This window comes from Paracoccus limosus, from assembly GCF_009711185.1.
In the GTDB taxonomy this organism is placed as follows: Bacteria; Pseudomonadota; Alphaproteobacteria; order Rhodobacterales; family Rhodobacteraceae; genus Paracoccus; species Paracoccus limosus.
This window is the reverse complement of the sequence record NZ_WMIF01000016.1, coordinates 75,220-92,421: the sequence shown is the minus strand read 5'-3', so window position 1 is coordinate 92,421 and position 17,202 is coordinate 75,220. Positions and strand designations below refer to the sequence as shown.

Here is a 17,202-nt window from a genome sequence, read left to right as displayed (position 1 = left end):
GAAGCCCTCGAAGAAGGCCCACTCATCGTCGGATATCAGGTTGCGCGCCAAGCCCATCTCCCAAGCAGAGATGAGCTTGAATCATAGGACGACTGCCAACGGAACCCCTTTTGTCAACACGGCCTAGTTCAAGGTCCGCGATAGAGTTGGCGATAGAGGGGAAACGAGGTCTGACACCCATTTCGTCCGCGACCGCCGCCCAGATCAAAGAAGAGATGTTCTCCGGTTTGTTGCCTATATCGAAAGAGAAAAGAAACCGGCGCCCGCTATCCGCAGCATCTTCGGCGTCGTCTGCATCCCTGAGAGGTATGCACTCTGTTGCGCCAAGTGCCGCTGATAGATCAATGGATTGCAAGGCTTTGCGCAGCCCAGAGGGAGCCTTGGCTTTGGCAGCGCAGCGCGGCGTCACGATCTCCGCACCTTCATGACGGCGCGAAAACGATGAAGGGACCACGGCCCCCCGATCTCACCAAGTTCTCCCGCAGGTGACGCGAAGGGCAGCCGCCCCACTGCCGATGGCGGGCACCTCCAAAGCCCAGCCCGCGACCGGACAGCCGGTCACGGGCGCTTTGCAGATCAAACCCTCAGCGCGTGAATTTCTTGTATTTCACCCGTTTCGGCTCGACCGAATCCGGGCCGAGGCGGCGGATCTTGTCGGCTTCGTAATCCTCGAAGTTGCCTTCGAACCATTCGACATGGGCATCGCCCTCGAAGGAAAGGATATGCGTGCAGAGACGGTCGAGGAAGAAGCGGTCGTGCGAAATGATGATCGCGCAGCCGGCGAAATTCTCGATCGCGGCCTCCAGCGCCTGCAGCGTTTCGACGTCCAGATCGTTGGTCGGTTCGTCGAGCAGCAGCACGTTGCCGCCGGATTTCAGCAGTTTCGCCATGTGGACGCGGTTGCGTTCCCCGCCCGAGAGCAGGCCGACCTTTTTCTGCTGGTCGCTGCCCTTGAAGTTGAACGAACCGACATAGTTGCGGCTGCTGACCTGCGCATCGCCCAGCTCGATCATCTCGGCCCCGCCCGAGATTTCCTCCCAGACGTTCTTTTCCGGGTCCAGACTGTCGCGCGACTGGTCGACATAGGACAGTTTCACCGTATCGCCGATGGTGACCGTGCCCTCGTCGGGTTGTTCCAGCCCGGTCAGCATCTTGAACAGCGTCGATTTGCCGGCGCCGTTCGGGCCGATCACGCCGATGATGCCGCCCGGCGGCAGGCTGAAGGACAGGTTCTCGATCAGTTGCTTGTCGCCCATGGCCTTGGAGAGACCCTCGACCTCGATCACCTTGTTGCCAAGGCGGGGGCCGTGCGGGATGACGATCTGGGCCTTGCCGACCAGATCCTTGACCGATTCATCGGCCATCTTGTTATAGGCGGCGATCCGGGCCTTGGATTTCGCCTGACGGGCCTTGGCGCCGGCGCGGATCCATTCCAGCTCCTTTTCCATGACCTTCTGCTTGGCCTTGTCTTCGCGCGCTTCCTGCGCAAGCCGCTTGGCCTTGGCGTCCAGCCAGCTGGAATAGTTGCCCTCATGCGGGATGCCGCGGCCGCGTTCCAGCTCAAGGATCCAGGTGGTGATGTCGTCAAGGAAATAGCGGTCGTGGGTCACGGTCAGGATCGTGCCCTTGTATTCGATCAGGTGCTTTTGCAGCCAGGCGATGGTTTCCGCGTCCAGGTGGTTGGTCGGTTCGTCCAGCAGCAGCATGTCCGGCTCTTCGAGCAGCAGCTTGCACAGCGCGACGCGGCGGCGTTCCCCGCCCGACAGGCTTTCGACATCGGCATCGTCGGGCGGGCAGCGCAGCGCCTCCATGGCGATGTCGATCTGGTTGTCCAGATCCCACAGGTTCTCGGCGTCAATCTCGTCCTGCAACCGCGCCATCTCGTCGGCGGTCTCGTCGGAATAGTTCATCGCCAGCTCGTTGTAGCGATCCAGCTTGGCCTGCTTGTGCTTGACGCCCTCCATGACGTTGCCGCGCACATTCAGCTGCGGGTCAAGGTAGGGTTCCTGCGACAGATAGCCGACCTTGGCGCCCTTGGCGGCCCAGGCCTCGCCGGAATAGTCCTTGTCGATGCCGGCCATGACCTTCAGCAGCGTCGATTTACCGGCACCGTTGACACCGACGACGCCGATCTTGACACCGGGCAGAAAGTTCAGGTGGATGTTCTCGAATACCTTCTTGCCGCCCGGATAGGTCTTGGACACCCCGTCCATGTGGTAAACGAACTGGTAGGAGGCCATGATCTTTCCCCGTCTGTGAAACCGCCAATCTTGGCCGCTATGTAGTGCAGACTTGCCAAAAGGGAAAGCACCGCTCAGCGGAACTGGCTGGTGAATTCCTTGCCGAAGGTCTCGTCCAGAAAGGCGAACTGCGGTTCCAGCTTGGCGCGCAGCGCGGCGCGGGCCTTGTCGGGCACCACCAGCGTATTGTCCGAGGCAAAGACCTTCTTGCCGACGTCGCGATAGTCGAAGGGCGCAATGCCGAAAAAGCTTTCGACCCGACGCAGCACACCCAAGGGATCGCGCGCGATCATGCCAAAGGGCAGATAAAGCATCCGGTCAGCGGTAAAGCGGGCATTCCAGCGCGGCACATAGGTGCGGTAATCGCCGCGATCGACCAGCACCGGATCCTCGACCTCGGCCAGCCATTGCTCGATCGAGGCGGGTTTGCGGCGCTTGCGCGTCAGGTTCATCTTGAGCTGCGAGATCGCGCGGTCCACCGGATGGCGGATGATATAGACGAACTTGGCATCGGGCAGGAATTTCGCAATGAAATCCAAGCCTTCTTCGGGAAGGGTTGAATATTCCGGCGTGACGTCCAGCGTCTTGCTGCCAGCGGGCGCGGGGGAAAACACCAGCTTGTACCAATGGTTGGTAAACATCGGCTCGCGGGTGATGCGGTCAAGGTATTTCTGCACCTCGCGCGGCACATCCTCGCCCCGGGTCTCATAGCGCTTCTGGATATTGGCCTTGGCGCGCTTGAAATGCCACGGCAGCCAGCTGCGGTGCTCTTCGATGAAGCGGTGGTTGAAGAACTGCACCTCCTTGAAGGGCGGGGTCCAGATCTCGGGGTGCTGGGACAGCATTTGCGACAGCCAGGTCGTGCCGGCTTTTTGCGCGCCGATGCCGATGAAATCCGGCTTGCGGGGCTTGCCTTCGGGGTCCCAGTTCATCCGTCCTGCCTTTTGCGAGGTCATGCGCCCCCTGCTTATGCCACGGCGCAGCATGACGAAAGACCAAGGCGCGGGTTAATCGCCTTGTGCGGGCATTTTGCCCCTACGCCCTGCCTGAAACGATGCCTTTGCGGGCGGGGCGGACCTAGTCCAGCCGGCCCCAGAGGTCGTATTCGCCGGCCTCGTCCACCGTCGCGCTGACGATATCGCCGGCGCTCAAGCTTTCGAAGCCCTCGTCAATGAACAGGTTGCCGTCGATTTCCGGTGCATCGGCCATGGTGCGGCAGGTGGCGCCCTCGGCATCGACGCTGTCGACGATCACCTCCAGCCGGCGGCCGACCTTGGCGGCCAGCTTGGCCTCGGAAATCGCCTGCGCCTTTTCCATGAAACGGTCCCAGCGGTCCTGCTTGACCTCATCGGGGACGTGATCGGGCAGCAGGTTCGCCCGCGCGCCCTTGACGTTTTCGTATTGGAAACAGCCGACGCGATCCAGCTGCGCCTCGTCCATCCAGTCCAGCAGGGTCTGGAACTCGGCCTCGGTCTCGCCGGGGTAACCCACGATGAAGGTCGAGCGCAGGGTGATGTCCGGGCAGGCCGCACGCCATGCCGCGATCTCGTCCAAGGTTTTCGCCGCCGCCGCAGGCCGCGCCATGCGTTTCAGCGTGTCCGGGTGGGCGTGCTGGAATGGAATGTCCAGATAGGGCAGCACCAGCCCCTCGGCCATCAGCGGGATCAGGTCGCGCACATGCGGATAGGGATAGACGTAATGCAGCCGCACCCAGGCTCCAAGGCTGCCCAGATCGCGGGCCAGATCGGTGATATGGGCGCGGTGGCCGCGTTCGGTGGCATATTTGCGGTCAAGCCCGTAGGCCGACGTATCCTGTGAGATCACCAGAAGCTCGCGCACCCCGGCCTCGACCAGCTTTTCAGCCTCGCGGATCACGGCATGGGCGGGACGGCTGACCAGCTTGCCGCGCATGTCGGGGATGATGCAGAACTTGCAGGCGTGGTTGCAGCCCTCGGAGATCTTCAGATAGCTGTAATGGCGCGGCGTCAGGCTGACGCCACTGGCCGGCAGCAGATCGATGAACGGATCGGGCGACGGCGGCACCGCCAGATGCACCGCGTCCAGGACCTGCTCATATTGCTGCGGCCCCGTTACGGCCAACACCGAAGGATGCGCGCCGGTGATATATTCGGGTTCCGCGCCCAGACAGCCGGTGACGATGACCTTGCCGTTTTCCGACAGGGCCTCGCCGATGGCTTGCAGCGATTCCGCCTTGGCCGAATCCAGAAAGCCGCAGGTGTTCACGATGACCGCGCCGGCGCCCTTGTAGTCGGGGCTGATGGCATAGCCCTCGGCCCGCAACCGTGTCAGGATGCGCTCGCTGTCGACCAGCGCCTTGGGACAGCCAAGGCTGACCATGCCAATGGTCGGTTGCCCTGCCCTTCGCGTGGTGTCGAAGATCGGGCTGGGGGCTAGATCGGGGCGCAACAGGGGCGGGTTCTGGCTCATGCGCGGCATATAGGGCCAAGCGGGGCGCTTGTTAAGCGGCAAGCATCACGGCACGCACACAGGAACATCATTTTGACCTCTGGCGTTGTTGCCCGCATAAATGCTGCGCAACCATCAAGATCGGCCCGCCATGATCCGAACCAGACCCGCCCTGCCGCTTTTCTTCGCGCTGATCGGCGCGCTCATGGTCGCCTTCGTGCTGCCGCATGGCGCCGAGGCCCGCCAAGCCCGCCGCGACGATCCCATCGTCATCCTCAACAACAAGGGCGGCAATGTGATGGAGGCGGTGCGCTATCGCCAGCAGCTGGCCGCCAGCGGCCGCCGGGTCGAGGTGCGCGGCTATTGCCGTTCGGCCTGCACCATCTACATCACCCTGCCCAATGCCTGTCTGGGTCCGGGCGCGACCGTGGGTTTCCATGCGCCGCGCATCCCCGGCACCACGATCATCCCGCCGATGGTGGACCAGATCATGGGCAATTACTATCGCAACGGGATCTTGCAGAAATGGAACAGCGAATGGAAATACTCGCTGAAAATGCACAAGATCTCGGCCCAGCAATATGTCCGGCTGGACCCGCAGACCCGCATCTGCCGCTAGGCGGGTGAGGCCTGCGGGGGCATTGGCCTTGCAGAATCGGCCCCGATCAGGCACATTTGGGGCGCTACGTTATTTCCTCTGCTCCTGTCTCCTTTCGGCTTCAGCTGCTTTTCGATCTGACTGAGCCGGGTCGCCACATGTCGTGGGCGATGTATCAAAGGAGACGACACGATGGCCAAGGGCACCGTGAAATGGTTCAACGCAACCAAGGGTTATGGCTTCATCGCGCCCGAGAATGGCGGCAAGGACGTGTTCCTGCACATCTCGGCGCTGGAGCGTGCCAATATCGCGCATCTGAACGACGGCCAGGCCGTGACGTTCGAGATCGAATCCGGCCGTGACGGCCGTCAGTCGGCCCGCGATCTGGCTCTGGCCTGATTCTGCCGTAGCGCCCTGCGGGGCGCGCTGACGGGCATGCCCCGTCCTGACACCGGTCCCGGCCGCTTTTGGCCGGGCCGCAAAGGCAGGAGCCTTTCATGAGCAGCAAGGACAGGGCACGGGGGCTGTTTCGCGAACCGGCCCCGCTGACGGTTGCGGACCGTACCACGACCGAAGCCCGCCGCATCATCGACGAACAAACCGAAAAGCGTCAGGAACTGACCGCCCGCCTGCGGGCCGAGCGGCTGGCGCGCGACGCCGGTCCTGCCAAGGCGCGCAAGAAGTAAGGCACGCCGGCAGGGGCCATCTGACAGCGGCGGCGGCGGTTCACTCGCGCAGCCGCCAGCCGGTCAGAAAGATCCAGCGTGTCGCCGCCAGACAGGCAAGGATCATCAGCATCACGGCCACAAGCGACAGCCCGACCGGCACATCGGCAAAGCCGAAGAACGCCCAGCGAAAGCCCGAGATCAGGTAAAGTACCGGGTTCATCTTGGCCACGCCCTGCCAGAAGGCCGGCAGCATCGCCGCCGAGTAAAAGGCGCCGCCCAGAAACACCAAGGGCGTGATCACCATCATCGGCACGATCTGCAACTGCTCGAAATTCTTGGCCCACAGCCCGATGATGAAGCCCAAAAGCGAAAACGCCGTCGCCGTCAGCACCAGAAAGGCCAGCATCCAGAACGGATGCGCGATATGCACGCCGTTGAACCAGAAGCTGGTCAGCAGGATCACCAGCGCGATCAGGATCGCCTTGGTCGCGGCGGCACCGACAAAGCCCAGCGTGACCTCGATCCAGCCGGTCGGCGCCACCAGATATTCATAGATCGTGCCCGAGAATTTCGGAAAATAGATGCCAAAGCTGGCATTGCTGACCGATTGCTGCAGCACGGTCAGCATCATCAGCCCCGGCACGATGAAGGCGCCATAGGCCACGCCCTCGACCGACTGGATGCGCCCGCCGATCGCCGCGCCGAAGACCACGAAATACAGCACGGTGGACAGCACCGGCGAGGCCAGCGATTGCCAGACCGTGCGAAAGAACCGCGCCATTTCCTTGGCGAAAATCGCCTCGGCCGCGCGCCAGTTGATGGTTCCGATCATGCCCGGCCCTCCTGCCCGCCCTCGACCAGCGACAGGAAGATGTCTTCGAGCGAGCTTTCCTTGGTGGAAATGTCGCGCACCGCGATGCCCTGCGCGTTCAGCGCGGCCAGAAGCTGCGCGATGCCGGTGCGCTCGGCCCGCGTATCATAATCATAGCCAAGGGACAGGCCGTCGGCCGCCAGAACCAGCCGGTCGGACAGTTCGGGCGCCAGCTCGGCCAGGGGTTCCTGCAGGGTGATGGTCAGGTGCTTCTTGCCGAACTCGCCCATCAGCTCGGATTTGGGCTGCACCAGCAGCAGGCGACCGTGGTTGATGACGCCGATGCGGTCGGCCATTTCCTCGGCCTCTTCCAGATAATGCGTGGTCAGGATGATGGTCACGCCCTGGGCACGCAGGTCGCGCACCACCAGCCACATCTCGCGGCGCAGCGCCACATCGACACCGGCCGTCGGCTCGTCCAGAAACAGCACGCGGGGGCGATGCGCCAGCGCCTTGGCGATCAGCACGCGCCGCTTCATGCCGCCCGAAAGCTCGCGCGTGCGGGCGTCGCGTTTGTCCCACAGCGCAAGGCTGCGCAGCAATTGTTCCAGATAGGGGTCGTCGGGCGGCTCGCCGTAAAGCCCGCGCGAAAAGCGCACACAGCTCAGCACGGTCTCGAACGGATCCAGCGCGATTTCCTGCGGCACCAGACCGATCATCCGCCGCGCCGCGCGCCAGTCGCGCTGGATGTCATGGCCGCCGACCCGCACCGCGCCGCCGCTGGGCCGGACCAGCCCGCAGATGATCGAGATCAGCGTGGTCTTGCCGGCGCCGTTCGGACCCAGAAGCGCCAGAATCTCGCCTTCGCGGATTTCCAGCGACACGTCGTCCAGCGCCGCCGTGCCCGAGTCGTAGCGTTTCACGAGATGCTCGATCTGGATGATGGGGGGGCTCATGCCGTGCTCTCCTTGCCATGCGGGCGGTGCCGCAGGGTGTCAGCGACAGCTTTGACCGAGGCCGGTCCCCGGGGCAAGACGCTGCCCACCGCAAGGACGGCCCGAATGGCGGCAGGGATCGGCGCGGCTGCGCTCAGGCCAGCGCCTCGCGCCCGCCCGCCTCGTGAAACAACGCCATGCTGGCCGGCTCGATGCGGTTTTCCAGCTCGGCCAGCAGCGGCTCGGCGCGCAGCCCGGCCGGGATCGCGGGCAGGAATTCAACCACGGCGATGCCGGGGCGGATCGGAAAGCCGCGCTTGGGCCAGAACATGCCGCAATTCACCGCGACCGGCACGATGGGCAGGCCGGTGGCGCGCTGCACCACGGTCACGCCATGCTTGTAGGGCACCTTTTCGCCGGGGCGGGTGCGGGTGCCCTCGGGGTAAAAGATCAGCTGCCCCAGCCCCTCGGGCGTCTCACGCGCGGTCGCAACCTCGGAGATGATCTGGCGCATGGCCTCCTTGCCCCGGGCGCGGTCGATGGGGATGCAGCCGACCTTGCGGGCAAACCAGCCCATGATCGGCACGTTCAGCACCTCGCGCTTCATCACGAAGGCGCGGCGGGGACAGGCGCGGGCCAGCGCCAGAATGTCAAGGAAACTCTGGTGTTTGGCGGCGATCAGCAGATCGCCCGCCGGTACCTCGCCCCGATATTCGACGCGCAGGCCCAGAATGACCCGCGCCGCGCCCAGCATCTGGCCCAGCCAGATCGAGGCGACGCGGTTCGCGGAATTTCGCCCGCGCAGACCCAGCGGCAGGCCGACGATGCCCAGCACCAGCGTCGCCAGCGCGATATAGACATAGTAAATGCCCGTCCGCAGCCAATCGAGGCCCGAGGCCCGGCGCGGCCGATATCCCGCCGCCATCAGCGCACCTCGCGCAGCATCCGCAGCGCCGCCCAGCGGGTCGAGAAAAAGCCGATCCCGGCGGCGGCCGGCGGGATCAGCAGCGGCCAGATCCAGCCAAAACCCTGAAAGCCCAGCCCGGTCAGAAAGCCGCCGGCCTCGTCCATCGCCGGCAATGCCCAGATGGCGATCATGCCGATGACCGTGCCTGCCGCCGCCCCCAGCGCCGCGCGCCGGGTAAAGCGGCGCACGAAGGCGGTGGCGATGGTGATGTCGCGCGCCCCGATCAGGCGCAGCACCCGGATCACCTGCCCGTTCGCCGCCAGCGACGCCTTGGCCGCCAGCGTGATCATCGCCGCCGAAGTGGCCGCAATCAGCAGCAGCGACACCAGCCCAAGGAACCGCAGGCGCGAGGCGGCCTTGACCAGCGGCTCGCGCCAGCGGGTGTGATCGTCCAGCACCGCGCCCGGCGCCTCGCCCTGCAGGCGCAGGCGCAGCGCGTCGGCGTCGAAACCGGCCCCCTCGGTCACCTCGATCAGGCGCGGCACCGGCAGCGCCTCGACCGGCACATCGGGGCCGAACCACGGCTCCAGCAGCTTTTCGACCTCGGCATCGGGCAGCAGCCGGGCATTGGCGACGCCGGGCGAGGTCTTGAGCACCTCCATCACCGTCACCGTCTGTTCGTCCATCTGCTCTGGCGGGGCCGACAGTCGCACCGTCACCGTCTCGGCCAGTTCCGACGACCAGCGTTCCGCCAGCCGCCCCGTCGCCAGCGCCAAAGCCAGCGCGAAAACGGCCAGAAAGGCCATCGCCGCCGCCGAAAACAGCGTCAGCTGCGCGGTAAAGCCCGTCGGCGGCACCACGCGGTCGGTGCCGGCGCCATCGGGCTGGGTCAGCCCCCGCCACAGCGCAGCCAGATCAAGCGATTTCAGATCGGGTTTCTTCACAGGTCCGCCCCCGCCAGTTGCAGCCGCTTGCCGGCGATCCGCAGCACCCGCGCCTGCACCTGCTGCTTGGCGGCGCGGATCAGGTTCATGTCATGGGTGGCAAACAGCACCGCCTTGCCCGAACGGTTCAGCTCGATCAAAAGCTGCAAAAGCCGCATCGACATGTCCCAGTCGAGGTTGCCGGTCGGCTCGTCGGCGATGACCAGATCGGGCGACATGATGACGGCACGGGCCAAGGCCGCGCGCTGCCGCTCGCCCCCCGACAGCGCCTGCGGCATGACGCGGCTGTGCGTGGTCAGCTGCACCCAGCCCAAAAGATCACCCAGCGCGCGCATGTCCACCTGCTCGCCCGAAACGATCAGCGGCAGCGCGACATTTTCGGCCACCGGCAGATGTTCAAGGAATTGCGGGTCCTGATGCACGACGCCGACGCGGCGGCGCAGTGCGGCGATGCCGTCGCGCGACAGCCCGGTGACATCCTCGCCAAAGGCCAGCATCTTGCCCGCCGTCGGCAACAGATCGGCATAGCACAGCCGCAACAGCGTGGTCTTGCCCGCGCCCGAGGGTCCGGTCAGGAAATGGAACGAGCCCGGCGGCAGGTTCAGAGACATGTCCGCCAGCAGAGGCTCGTCCCCGCTATAGCCAAAGGACAGGTTCTGCATCTCGATCACGTTAAGGTCCCCTTCCACATGGGCTTCTTTGGCTGGCAATTCGGCCGGGCTGCTTGGCGCGCGGTTCGCGGCTTGATAGAACAGTCCTGCGGCGAATGCGAGATGCGGGAACGACCGCGTCGCAACAAGACCGGCCAAGAAAGACGAGCAAATGCGCCTGACCTGCCCCCGCTGTGCGGTCCAATACGAGATCCCCGAAGCGGTCATTCCGACCGGCGGCCGCGAGGTGGAATGTTCGGCCTGCGGCCATGTCTGGCATCAGGACAGCCCTCAGAGCGCCGCACAGGGCAAAGAAATCGCCCCGAAAACTCTGGATCGCGCAGAGGTTGCGCCGGATCCGGCCGCTTCGGGCCCTGCTGCGGGCGCGCGACCGGTGCTGCACCGCAATCTGGACGATGATGTGCTGGCGATCCTGCGCGAAGAGGCCCAGCGCGAGCTTTCGGCCCGTGCGCGCGAGGCGCGGGACCGCGCGCCGCATGATCACAATTCCGTGACATCTGTGCAACAAGAGGCCGCCCCGGCGCCTAAACCCGCAGCCAACCCGCAGCCGGCAAGCTTTGACTGGCCGGTCAGCACGGTGATCCTGCCCGGCGAGCCGATCCGCGATCCGGCCGGAACGTCGCCGGATGCCGAACCCGAAGCTGCGGTGCCCGAAGCCGTAATGCCCGCCCCCGCCGACAGCCGCCGGAACAAGGCCGCCGCACCAAAGCCAACGCCCGAAGCTGCCGCCGCACCGGCCATCGCACCCGAATCCGCGCCCGCCGCCGATGCGCAGCCCGAAAGCCGGACGCCACGCGCCGCCGATACGCCGCCGCCCCTGCCTCCGATCGAAGAGCCGGTGGCCTCGATCACCGACCCCGAGCCCGAGGACCAGCCTGCGGCAGCCCCGGCACCCGAACCCGTCCCGCCACAGCCGCCCCGGCCGCGTCTGCCCGATGCGGCCCGACTCGCGGCCACGCTGACGCGTCCACTGCCGCAGGCGGCGCCCAGCCAGCCCGCACTGGCCGAAACCGCTGTGATCACACCTGCCCCCGAACGGCGCGCGCAGGTGCCGGCGCTGCGCGCGCCCCGCACCGGGCGCGGCTATGCGGCGGGCTTTGCTTTGGCCGTGCTGCTGGCGCTGGCGCTGGTCGGCTCTTATGCGCTGGCCCCACGCGCCGCGCCGGGAACCGAGGCCGGCCCTGCTGCGCAATGGCGGCTGGGCATCGACCGGGCTCGCCTGTGGCTGCACGATCAGGCTGCCCGCATCGCCGGCAACTGACGCCACACACAGGCGCGCCGCATCGCGATCAGAAATTGTCCAGAAGCCGGCCCAGATAATCGCGTTCGTCGCGGGGCCGGTCGCGTTCGCCGCTGCGCCGGCGGATTTCGTCCTGCAGGTCGCGGGCGCGGCGCGCCGGATCCGGCCCTTCGGCCAGCGGATCGCCCGAGGTGATGTCATTGCCATTGCCGGTGCTGGGCCGCCCCAGCGGATCGGTGCGCTGCCCGTCGCGCCACGCCTGATCCAGACCGCGCTGGCCGCCGCGCTGGCCCTCGGGCCCCTCGGGACCGCCCTGCTGGCCACCCTGCTGCGGCTGCCCCTCTTGGCCCGGCTGGTTCTGCGCCTGCATCTGCCCCAATGAGCGGATGCCCTCGCGCATGTTCTGGATCGCCTGCGCCTGCCCCTCCATCGCCGCCGAAGGATCGCCCTCACGCAGCGCCTGCTCGGCCTGCTCCATAGCGCGGCCGGCCTCGTCCAGACTGCGCCGCGCCTCGTCGCCCTGCGGTGTGCCGCGACCGGGCAGCAATCCGCGCTGCCGGCCCAGATCCTCGCGCAACTGGCGCTGCCGGTCGGCCAGATCCTGACCTGCGTCCCCCTGCTGGCCATCCTTGCCCTGCTGGCCACTCTCGCCCTGCTGCGGCGATTGCTGCCACTGGCCGTATTGGTCCTGCATCTGCCGCATCGCCTCATCGGCCAGCCGCTGCTGCTGGCGCAGCGTCTCGGCCAGACGGTCACCGGGACGCTGGCGGCCGCCCTCGCCATCCTCGCCTTGCGTGACGCGCATGTTCTGCATCATGCGGTTGAACTGCTCCAACAGCTCCTGCGCCTCGGCCATGCGGCCCTCGTTCATCAGGCGCTGGATCTCGTCCATCATCTTCTGGATCTGGTCGCCGGTGACGCGCTGGCCCTGCTGTTTCGAGCGGTCGAATTTCTGCGCCGGATCCTGCCCCTTCTGCGCCAGCATGTCGGTATAGGCGTCAGTCGCCTTGCGCAGCTCATCCATCAGGCGCTGCACCTCGTCGGGGCTGGCGCCATTGCGGATCGCCTCGGACAGCCGCTCCTGCGCCTGCGTCATCCGCTCCAGCGCATCGGCCAGCCCGCCATCCTCCAGCGCCACTGCGGCATCCCACAGCACCTGCGCCAGCGCATTGCGCGAGGCCTCGGTCAGCGGGCCCGCCTCCAGTGTGCCGATGGCGCCCTGCAACCCCTCGACCAGCGCCGGGTCCATGAAATCCTGCGGCTGCCAGCTGATCGCGCGCAAGACCTCGGCGCTGCGCCTGGCATTCTGGCGCGACCACAACAGATCGCGCCGGATCTCGACCAGCGCCGCCGCCGTCGGGTCAAAGAACCGCCGCCCCGGCAGCACCATCGCCACGGGGGCCGAGCGCCCGGCCTGATCGATGCCGTCGCGCACCTCCAGCGAGACGGTGACCGGCAGGTTCGCCCAAGGGTGCCGCGCCAAATCGGCGACCAGCTGGCCGCGCAGCTGCTTGCGCGAGCCCGTCGCCGGCATCGGCAGGTCGATCACCACCGGATCGCGTGGCTCGGCCGCGACCGCCAGCCCATAGCGGCGATCCACCGCCGCCAGATCCAGCGTGATCGTGGCCTTGCCAGACACGACGCCATTGTCGTCACTGGCGGCAAAGGGCTGCACAAAGCGGCCATCCGCCCGCCGGTCGGGTTGCACCACCGGACGCACCTCGGGCGCGGCATCGGGGGTGACGGTGATCGCAAAGCTGCGGCCGCCAATCTCGACATGGCCGCTGCGCAGGGCGATCAGCTCGGGCGCGGCAGGCTCGCCCGTCACGCCATCGGCCAGATCCTGACGCAGGGTCGCACCCTCGCCATAGATGCGGAAACTCAGCTTCGAGCCCTTGGGCAGGTCCAGCCCCTGCCCTTCGGCCAGATCGTTCAGATAGATCGTCGGACGGCGGGTATAGGCCGGAGGCTCGGCCCAACCCTCCCAGGCTGGCGCCGCGCCAACATCGGGGCGCTGCTCGGGCAGCGGGCGAAAGGTCGCGCCCAGCGCCGCCAGCCCCTGACCAAACTGGCCGGCCGGGGCAAACAGCACCGCCATGACCAGCGCGACCATCCCCGCCAGCCGCAGGGCAACCGGATCGCGCCAGCGCAGCCGGGCATCCGGGGCAATGGCCCGCGCCGCCTGCGCCTCGCGCGCCATTCGCGCCTGATGCGCCTGCCACAGGGCATCGGCCCCGCCATCGCCGGCCCCGACCGCCATCCGGTCGCGCAGCGCCGACAGCGGCCGCCCCGGCAGGCTGGCATCGACACGCCCGCGCGCCGCCTGCAGGCTCGGCCGGTGAAACCGCCGCCCCCCCCAGACCAGCGCCAGCGCGACCGCCGCGCCGACCAGGGCCAGCGCCAGCAGCAGCCCACGCGCCGAAATCAGATCCGTCACGCCAAAAGCCAGCGCCGACAGCGCCCCGGCCAGAACCACACCCAGCGGCCAAAAGGCCGCCGCCAGCGCCTCCCAGACCATGCCGGCCCGCGTCAGCCAGACCGCCCGCGCGATGCGGCGGGGTTCAGGCCGCGCCATCGCAGCCTCCCGCGTTTCTTTCGTGTGCAAATATCCCACGGGGGTGCGGGGGTGTGAAACCCCCGCCTGTCCTGCCCTGCGGATCTGCGATCAAAGCCATGCCGGGATGGTATCGCGTCCCAGCATTTCCTCAAGCGTCGGTCGCGGACGAATGACGGCGAATTGATCGCCGCTGACCAGCACCTCGGGCACCAGCGGCCGCGAGTTGTATTCCGAGGCCATGACCGCCCCATAGGCCCCGGCCGAGCGCAGCGCCACCAGATCGCCGGCGGCCAGTTGCGGCAGCTCGACCGCCTTTTCAAAGGTATCGCCGGTTTCGCAGACCGGCCCGACCACGTCGAAAGGCGCAACCGCCACGCCCGGCGCCTGCTCGATCACCGGAACGATGTCATGATGCGCCGAATACATCGCCGGGCGGATCAGATCGTTCATGGCGGCGTCGAGGATCAGGAAATCGCGGCCCTCGCCCTCTTTCAGATAGATGACCGAGCTCAGCAGGATCCCGGCATTGCCCGAGATATTGCGCCCCGGCTCGATCTCGATCTCGCAGCCCAGATCGCCCACCGCTTCGCGAATCACCTGCCCGTATTCGATGGGCAGCGGCGGCGCGTTGTTGTCGCGGCGATAGGGGATGCCCAGACCGCCCCCCATGTCCAGCCGCCGGATGTCATGGCCATCGGCACGCAGCGCCCGCGTCAGCTCAGCCATTTTGGCATAGGCTTGGCGAAAGGGCTCCAGATCGGTCAGCTGGCTGCCGATATGCATGTCGATACCGACGACCTCGATCCCCGGCAGGCTGGCGGCACGGGCATAGACCTCGCGCGCGCGGGCGATGGGAATACCGAACTTGTTCTCGGATTTGCCGGTGGCGATCTTTTCATGCGTCTTGGCGTCGACGTCTGGGTTCACCCGCACCGCGATCGGGGCCACCACGCCCATGCCGGACGCCACCCGCGACAACTGCTCCAGCTCGGGCTCGGATTCGACGTTGAACTGGCGGATGCCGCCCTGCAGCACCATGCGCATCTCGGCCTCGGTCTTGCCGACGCCGGAAAAGACGATCCGCTCGCCCGGAACACCTGCTGCCTTGGCGCGGGCATATTCCCCGGCCGAGACGATATCCATGCCCGCCCCCAGATCGCCCAGAAGCTTGAGCACCGCGAGATTGCTGTTCGACTTGACCGCGAAACAAACCAGATGATCGGTCCAGTCCAGCGCCTGCCGGAACAGGTTGAAATGCCGGGTCAGCGTGGCGGCGGAATAGACATAGACCGGCGTGCCGACCTCGGCCGCGATGCGCGACAGCGGCACATCCTCGGCATGAAGCGCGCCATCCCGGTAGTTGAAATGATCCATCAGACGATCCTGCGAGAGCGGATGAAAAGATAAAGCGGCAGCGCGCAGCCAAGACCAAGCGCCATGGCCGGCAGGGTGATCAGCGCCACCCAGTTGCGCCGCACCATGGTTTCGACCAGACACCAAATCGCCAGTGTAATCTGCGCGACGATGTCGGCTGCGCCGACCCCGCCCCAGAACCAGCTGCCGGTCAGCAGCGCCAGCGCCGCGCCAAACAGCGCCAGCGCCAGCCAGACCAGCCGCAGCAGCGTCAGATCAGAGCCGGGTCGTGACACCGATCCGTGCCTCGCCGCTGACATGCAGCCCCGGTTCGGGCTGCGGCTCGGGCCGGGTCGGGGCGCCATCGACGCCGCAGGCCGCAAGCGCGGCCAGCATCAGCGCCAGAACCGCCAGCAACAGGGATTGCGTCATGCCAGTTTCTCCTTCCAGCGGGCGATCTGGGCGCGGACCTGCGCCGGCGCGGTGCCGCCATAGGACATGCGCGAGGCGACCGAATTGTGCACGCCCAGCACGTTGTAGACATCCGCGGTGATCGCCGGATTGACCGATTGCATCTGCTCCAGCGTCAACTCGGGCAGATCGACGCCGGCCTTTTCGGCCATAGCGACCAGCGCGCCGGTGACGTGATGGGCCTCGCGGAAGGGCAGCCCGGCCTCGCGCACCAGCCAGTCAGCCAGATCCGTCGCGGTCGAAAAGCCCGAGCCCGCCGCCGCTTCCAGCCGCTCGCGGTTGGCGGTCAAGTCCGACAGCATCCCGGTCATCGCCGCCAAGGCCAGCATCAGGTTGTCGGCTGCGTCAAAGACCTGCTCCTTGTCCTCTTGCATGTCCTTGGAATAGGCCAAGGGCAGGCCCTTCATCACCACGAACAGCGCGACGGCCGCGCCAAGGATCCGGCCGATCTTGGCGCGGATCAGTTCGGCCGCATCGGGGTTCTTTTTCTGCGGCATGATCGACGAGCCGGTCGAGAAGCGATCCGACATGGTCACGAACCGGAACTGGGCCGAGGACCAGATCACCAGCTCTTCGGCCAGCCGCGACAGGTGAACGGCGCAGATCGCCGCGCTCGACAGATACTCCAGCGCGAAATCGCGGTCGCTTACTGCATCGAGGCTGTTGGCCATCGGCCGGTCAAAGCCCAGCGCCGCAGCCGTCGCCGCGCGGTCGATGGGGAAGCCCGTCCCCGCCAGCGCGGCTGCGCCCAAAGGCGATTCGTTCATCCGCTTGCGCGCGTCCTGAAAGCGCGACAGATCGCGGCCGAACATCTCGACATAGGCCATCATGTGATGGCCCCAGGTCACCGGCTGCGCGGTTTGCAGATGGGTAAAGCCCGGCATCACCCAATCCGCGCCCTTTTCGGCCTGCGACAAAGCCGCGCGGATCAGTGCGTCCAGACCCTCGATCGTGGCGTCGCATTGGTCGCGCACCCACAGCCGGAAATCGGTCGCCACCTGATCATTGCGCGAACGCGCCGTGTGCAGCCTGCCCGCAGGCTCGCCGATCACCTCTTTCAGCCGCGATTCCACGTTCATGTGGATGTCCTCCAGCGCGGTCGAGAAGGGGAAATCCCCGGCCTCGATCTCTGACAAGACCGTGAGAAGCCCTTTTCCGATGGCCTCGGCATCGTTAGTGCTGATGATGCCTTGTGCGGCCAGCATCGCCGCATGGGCGCGGCTGCCCCGGATGTCCTGGGCGTAAAGCCGCTGGTCGAAGCCGATCGAGGCGTTGATCGCCTCCATGATCGCATCCGGGCCTGCGGCAAAACGTCCGCCCCACATCTGGTTGGCGGTGCGGCTGGCTTGCTCGGTCATGACTGGTGCCTCAAGGGGGTGG

The 17,202-nt window shown here is 66.5% G+C and carries 17 protein-coding genes; 4 read left to right on the top strand and 13 right to left on the bottom strand.

Annotation, left to right across the window (positions count from 1 at the left end; all coding sequences use genetic code 11):
- Nucleotides 1–584: 584 nt before the first annotated feature.
- The 3 genes from ettA to rimO form a co-directional block, all read right to left on the bottom strand.
- A complete protein-coding gene (gene ettA, locus GL279_RS12390; RefSeq protein WP_155064945.1) occupies nt 585–2,240 on the bottom strand; it encodes an energy-dependent translational throttle protein EttA in 1,656 nt (551 codons plus the stop codon).
- A 74-nt stretch (nt 2,241–2,314) separates the two neighbouring features.
- Nucleotides 2,315–3,196 (bottom strand): sulfotransferase family protein, encoded by an 882-nt coding sequence (locus GL279_RS12385; RefSeq protein WP_246175295.1) that lies wholly within the window; start codon nt 3,194–3,196, stop codon nt 2,315–2,317.
- Nucleotides 3,197–3,317: 121 nt separating this feature from the next.
- The gene (rimO, locus tag GL279_RS12380) at nt 3,318–4,688 is read right to left on the bottom strand and encodes a 30S ribosomal protein S12 methylthiotransferase RimO (protein WP_170293965.1); all 1,371 of its coding nucleotides are present in this window, start codon (nt 4,686–4,688) and stop codon (nt 3,318–3,320) included.
- Nucleotides 4,689–4,818: 130 nt separating this feature from the next.
- Between rimO and GL279_RS12375 the strand changes: the two genes are divergently transcribed.
- The 3 genes from GL279_RS12375 (at nt 4,819) to GL279_RS12365 (ending at nt 5,951) form a co-directional block, all read left to right on the top strand.
- Nucleotides 4,819–5,286, top strand: a complete 468-nt coding sequence (locus GL279_RS12375) for a hypothetical protein (RefSeq protein ID WP_155064943.1) — start codon at nt 4,819–4,821, stop codon at nt 5,284–5,286.
- A 171-nt stretch (nt 5,287–5,457) separates the two neighbouring features.
- A complete protein-coding gene (locus GL279_RS12370; RefSeq protein WP_155064942.1) occupies nt 5,458–5,664 on the top strand; it encodes a cold-shock protein in 207 nt (68 codons plus the stop codon).
- A gap of 98 nt (nt 5,665–5,762) precedes the next feature.
- A complete protein-coding gene (locus GL279_RS12365) occupies nt 5,763–5,951 on the top strand; it encodes a hypothetical protein (RefSeq protein ID WP_155064941.1) in 189 nt (62 codons plus the stop codon).
- A gap of 40 nt (nt 5,952–5,991) precedes the next feature.
- Here GL279_RS12365 and GL279_RS12360 read toward each other — a convergent pair whose 3' ends face one another.
- From GL279_RS12360 to GL279_RS12340, 5 genes are all read right to left on the bottom strand, one after another.
- Nucleotides 5,992–6,753, bottom strand: a complete 762-nt coding sequence (locus GL279_RS12360; protein WP_343039802.1) for an ABC transporter permease — start codon at nt 6,751–6,753, stop codon at nt 5,992–5,994.
- A gap of 8 nt (nt 6,754–6,761) precedes the next feature.
- The gene (locus GL279_RS12355) at nt 6,762–7,700 is read right to left on the bottom strand and encodes an ABC transporter ATP-binding protein (protein ID WP_155064939.1); all 939 of its coding nucleotides are present in this window, start codon (nt 7,698–7,700) and stop codon (nt 6,762–6,764) included.
- A 133-nt stretch (nt 7,701–7,833) separates the two neighbouring features.
- The gene (locus GL279_RS12350) at nt 7,834–8,604 is read right to left on the bottom strand and encodes a lysophospholipid acyltransferase family protein (RefSeq protein ID WP_155064938.1); all 771 of its coding nucleotides are present in this window, start codon (nt 8,602–8,604) and stop codon (nt 7,834–7,836) included.
- Complete coding sequence (locus GL279_RS12345) at nt 8,604–9,500, bottom strand: cell division protein FtsX (protein WP_170293967.1); 897 nt, start codon at nt 9,498–9,500, stop codon at nt 8,604–8,606. The genes GL279_RS12350 and GL279_RS12345 overlap by 1 nt, the downstream gene beginning before the upstream one ends.
- A 26-nt stretch (nt 9,501–9,526) precedes the next feature.
- Nucleotides 9,527–10,201, bottom strand: a complete 675-nt coding sequence (locus GL279_RS12340; RefSeq protein WP_343039801.1) for a cell division ATP-binding protein FtsE — start codon at nt 10,199–10,201, stop codon at nt 9,527–9,529.
- 151 nt (nt 10,202–10,352) lie between these two features.
- Between GL279_RS12340 and GL279_RS12335 the strand changes: the two genes are divergently transcribed.
- Nucleotides 10,353–11,462, top strand: a complete 1,110-nt coding sequence (locus GL279_RS12335) for a zinc-ribbon domain-containing protein (protein WP_155064937.1) — start codon at nt 10,353–10,355, stop codon at nt 11,460–11,462.
- A 28-nt stretch (nt 11,463–11,490) separates the two neighbouring features.
- On the opposite strand, the gene GL279_RS12330 is transcribed toward GL279_RS12335, so the two are convergent.
- The 5 genes from GL279_RS12330 to argH all read right to left on the bottom strand — a co-directional run bounded on the left by GL279_RS12330 (nt 11,491) and on the right by argH (nt 17,180).
- On the bottom strand, nt 11,491–14,016 hold the full coding sequence (locus tag GL279_RS12330; RefSeq protein ID WP_155064936.1) for a DUF4175 domain-containing protein: 2,526 nt from the start codon (nt 14,014–14,016) through the stop codon (nt 11,491–11,493).
- Between the two features lie 90 nt (nt 14,017–14,106).
- A complete protein-coding gene (lysA, locus tag GL279_RS12325; protein WP_155064935.1) occupies nt 14,107–15,372 on the bottom strand; it encodes a diaminopimelate decarboxylase in 1,266 nt (421 codons plus the stop codon).
- Nucleotides 15,372–15,647: a DUF2834 domain-containing protein gene (locus GL279_RS12320; protein WP_343039800.1), complete on the bottom strand. Its 276-nt coding sequence runs from the start codon at nt 15,645–15,647 to the stop codon at nt 15,372–15,374. The genes lysA and GL279_RS12320 overlap by 1 nt, the downstream gene beginning before the upstream one ends.
- Entirely contained in the window at nt 15,628–15,783 is a 156-nt protein-coding gene (locus GL279_RS19145; RefSeq protein ID WP_170293964.1) for a hypothetical protein, read from the bottom strand. The genes GL279_RS12320 and GL279_RS19145 overlap by 20 nt, the downstream gene beginning before the upstream one ends.
- Nucleotides 15,780–17,180, bottom strand: coding sequence for an argininosuccinate lyase (gene argH / locus GL279_RS12315; RefSeq protein ID WP_155064933.1), 1,401 nt, complete (start codon nt 17,178–17,180; stop codon nt 15,780–15,782). The genes GL279_RS19145 and argH overlap by 4 nt, the downstream gene beginning before the upstream one ends.
- Nucleotides 17,181–17,202: the final 22 nt, after the last annotated feature.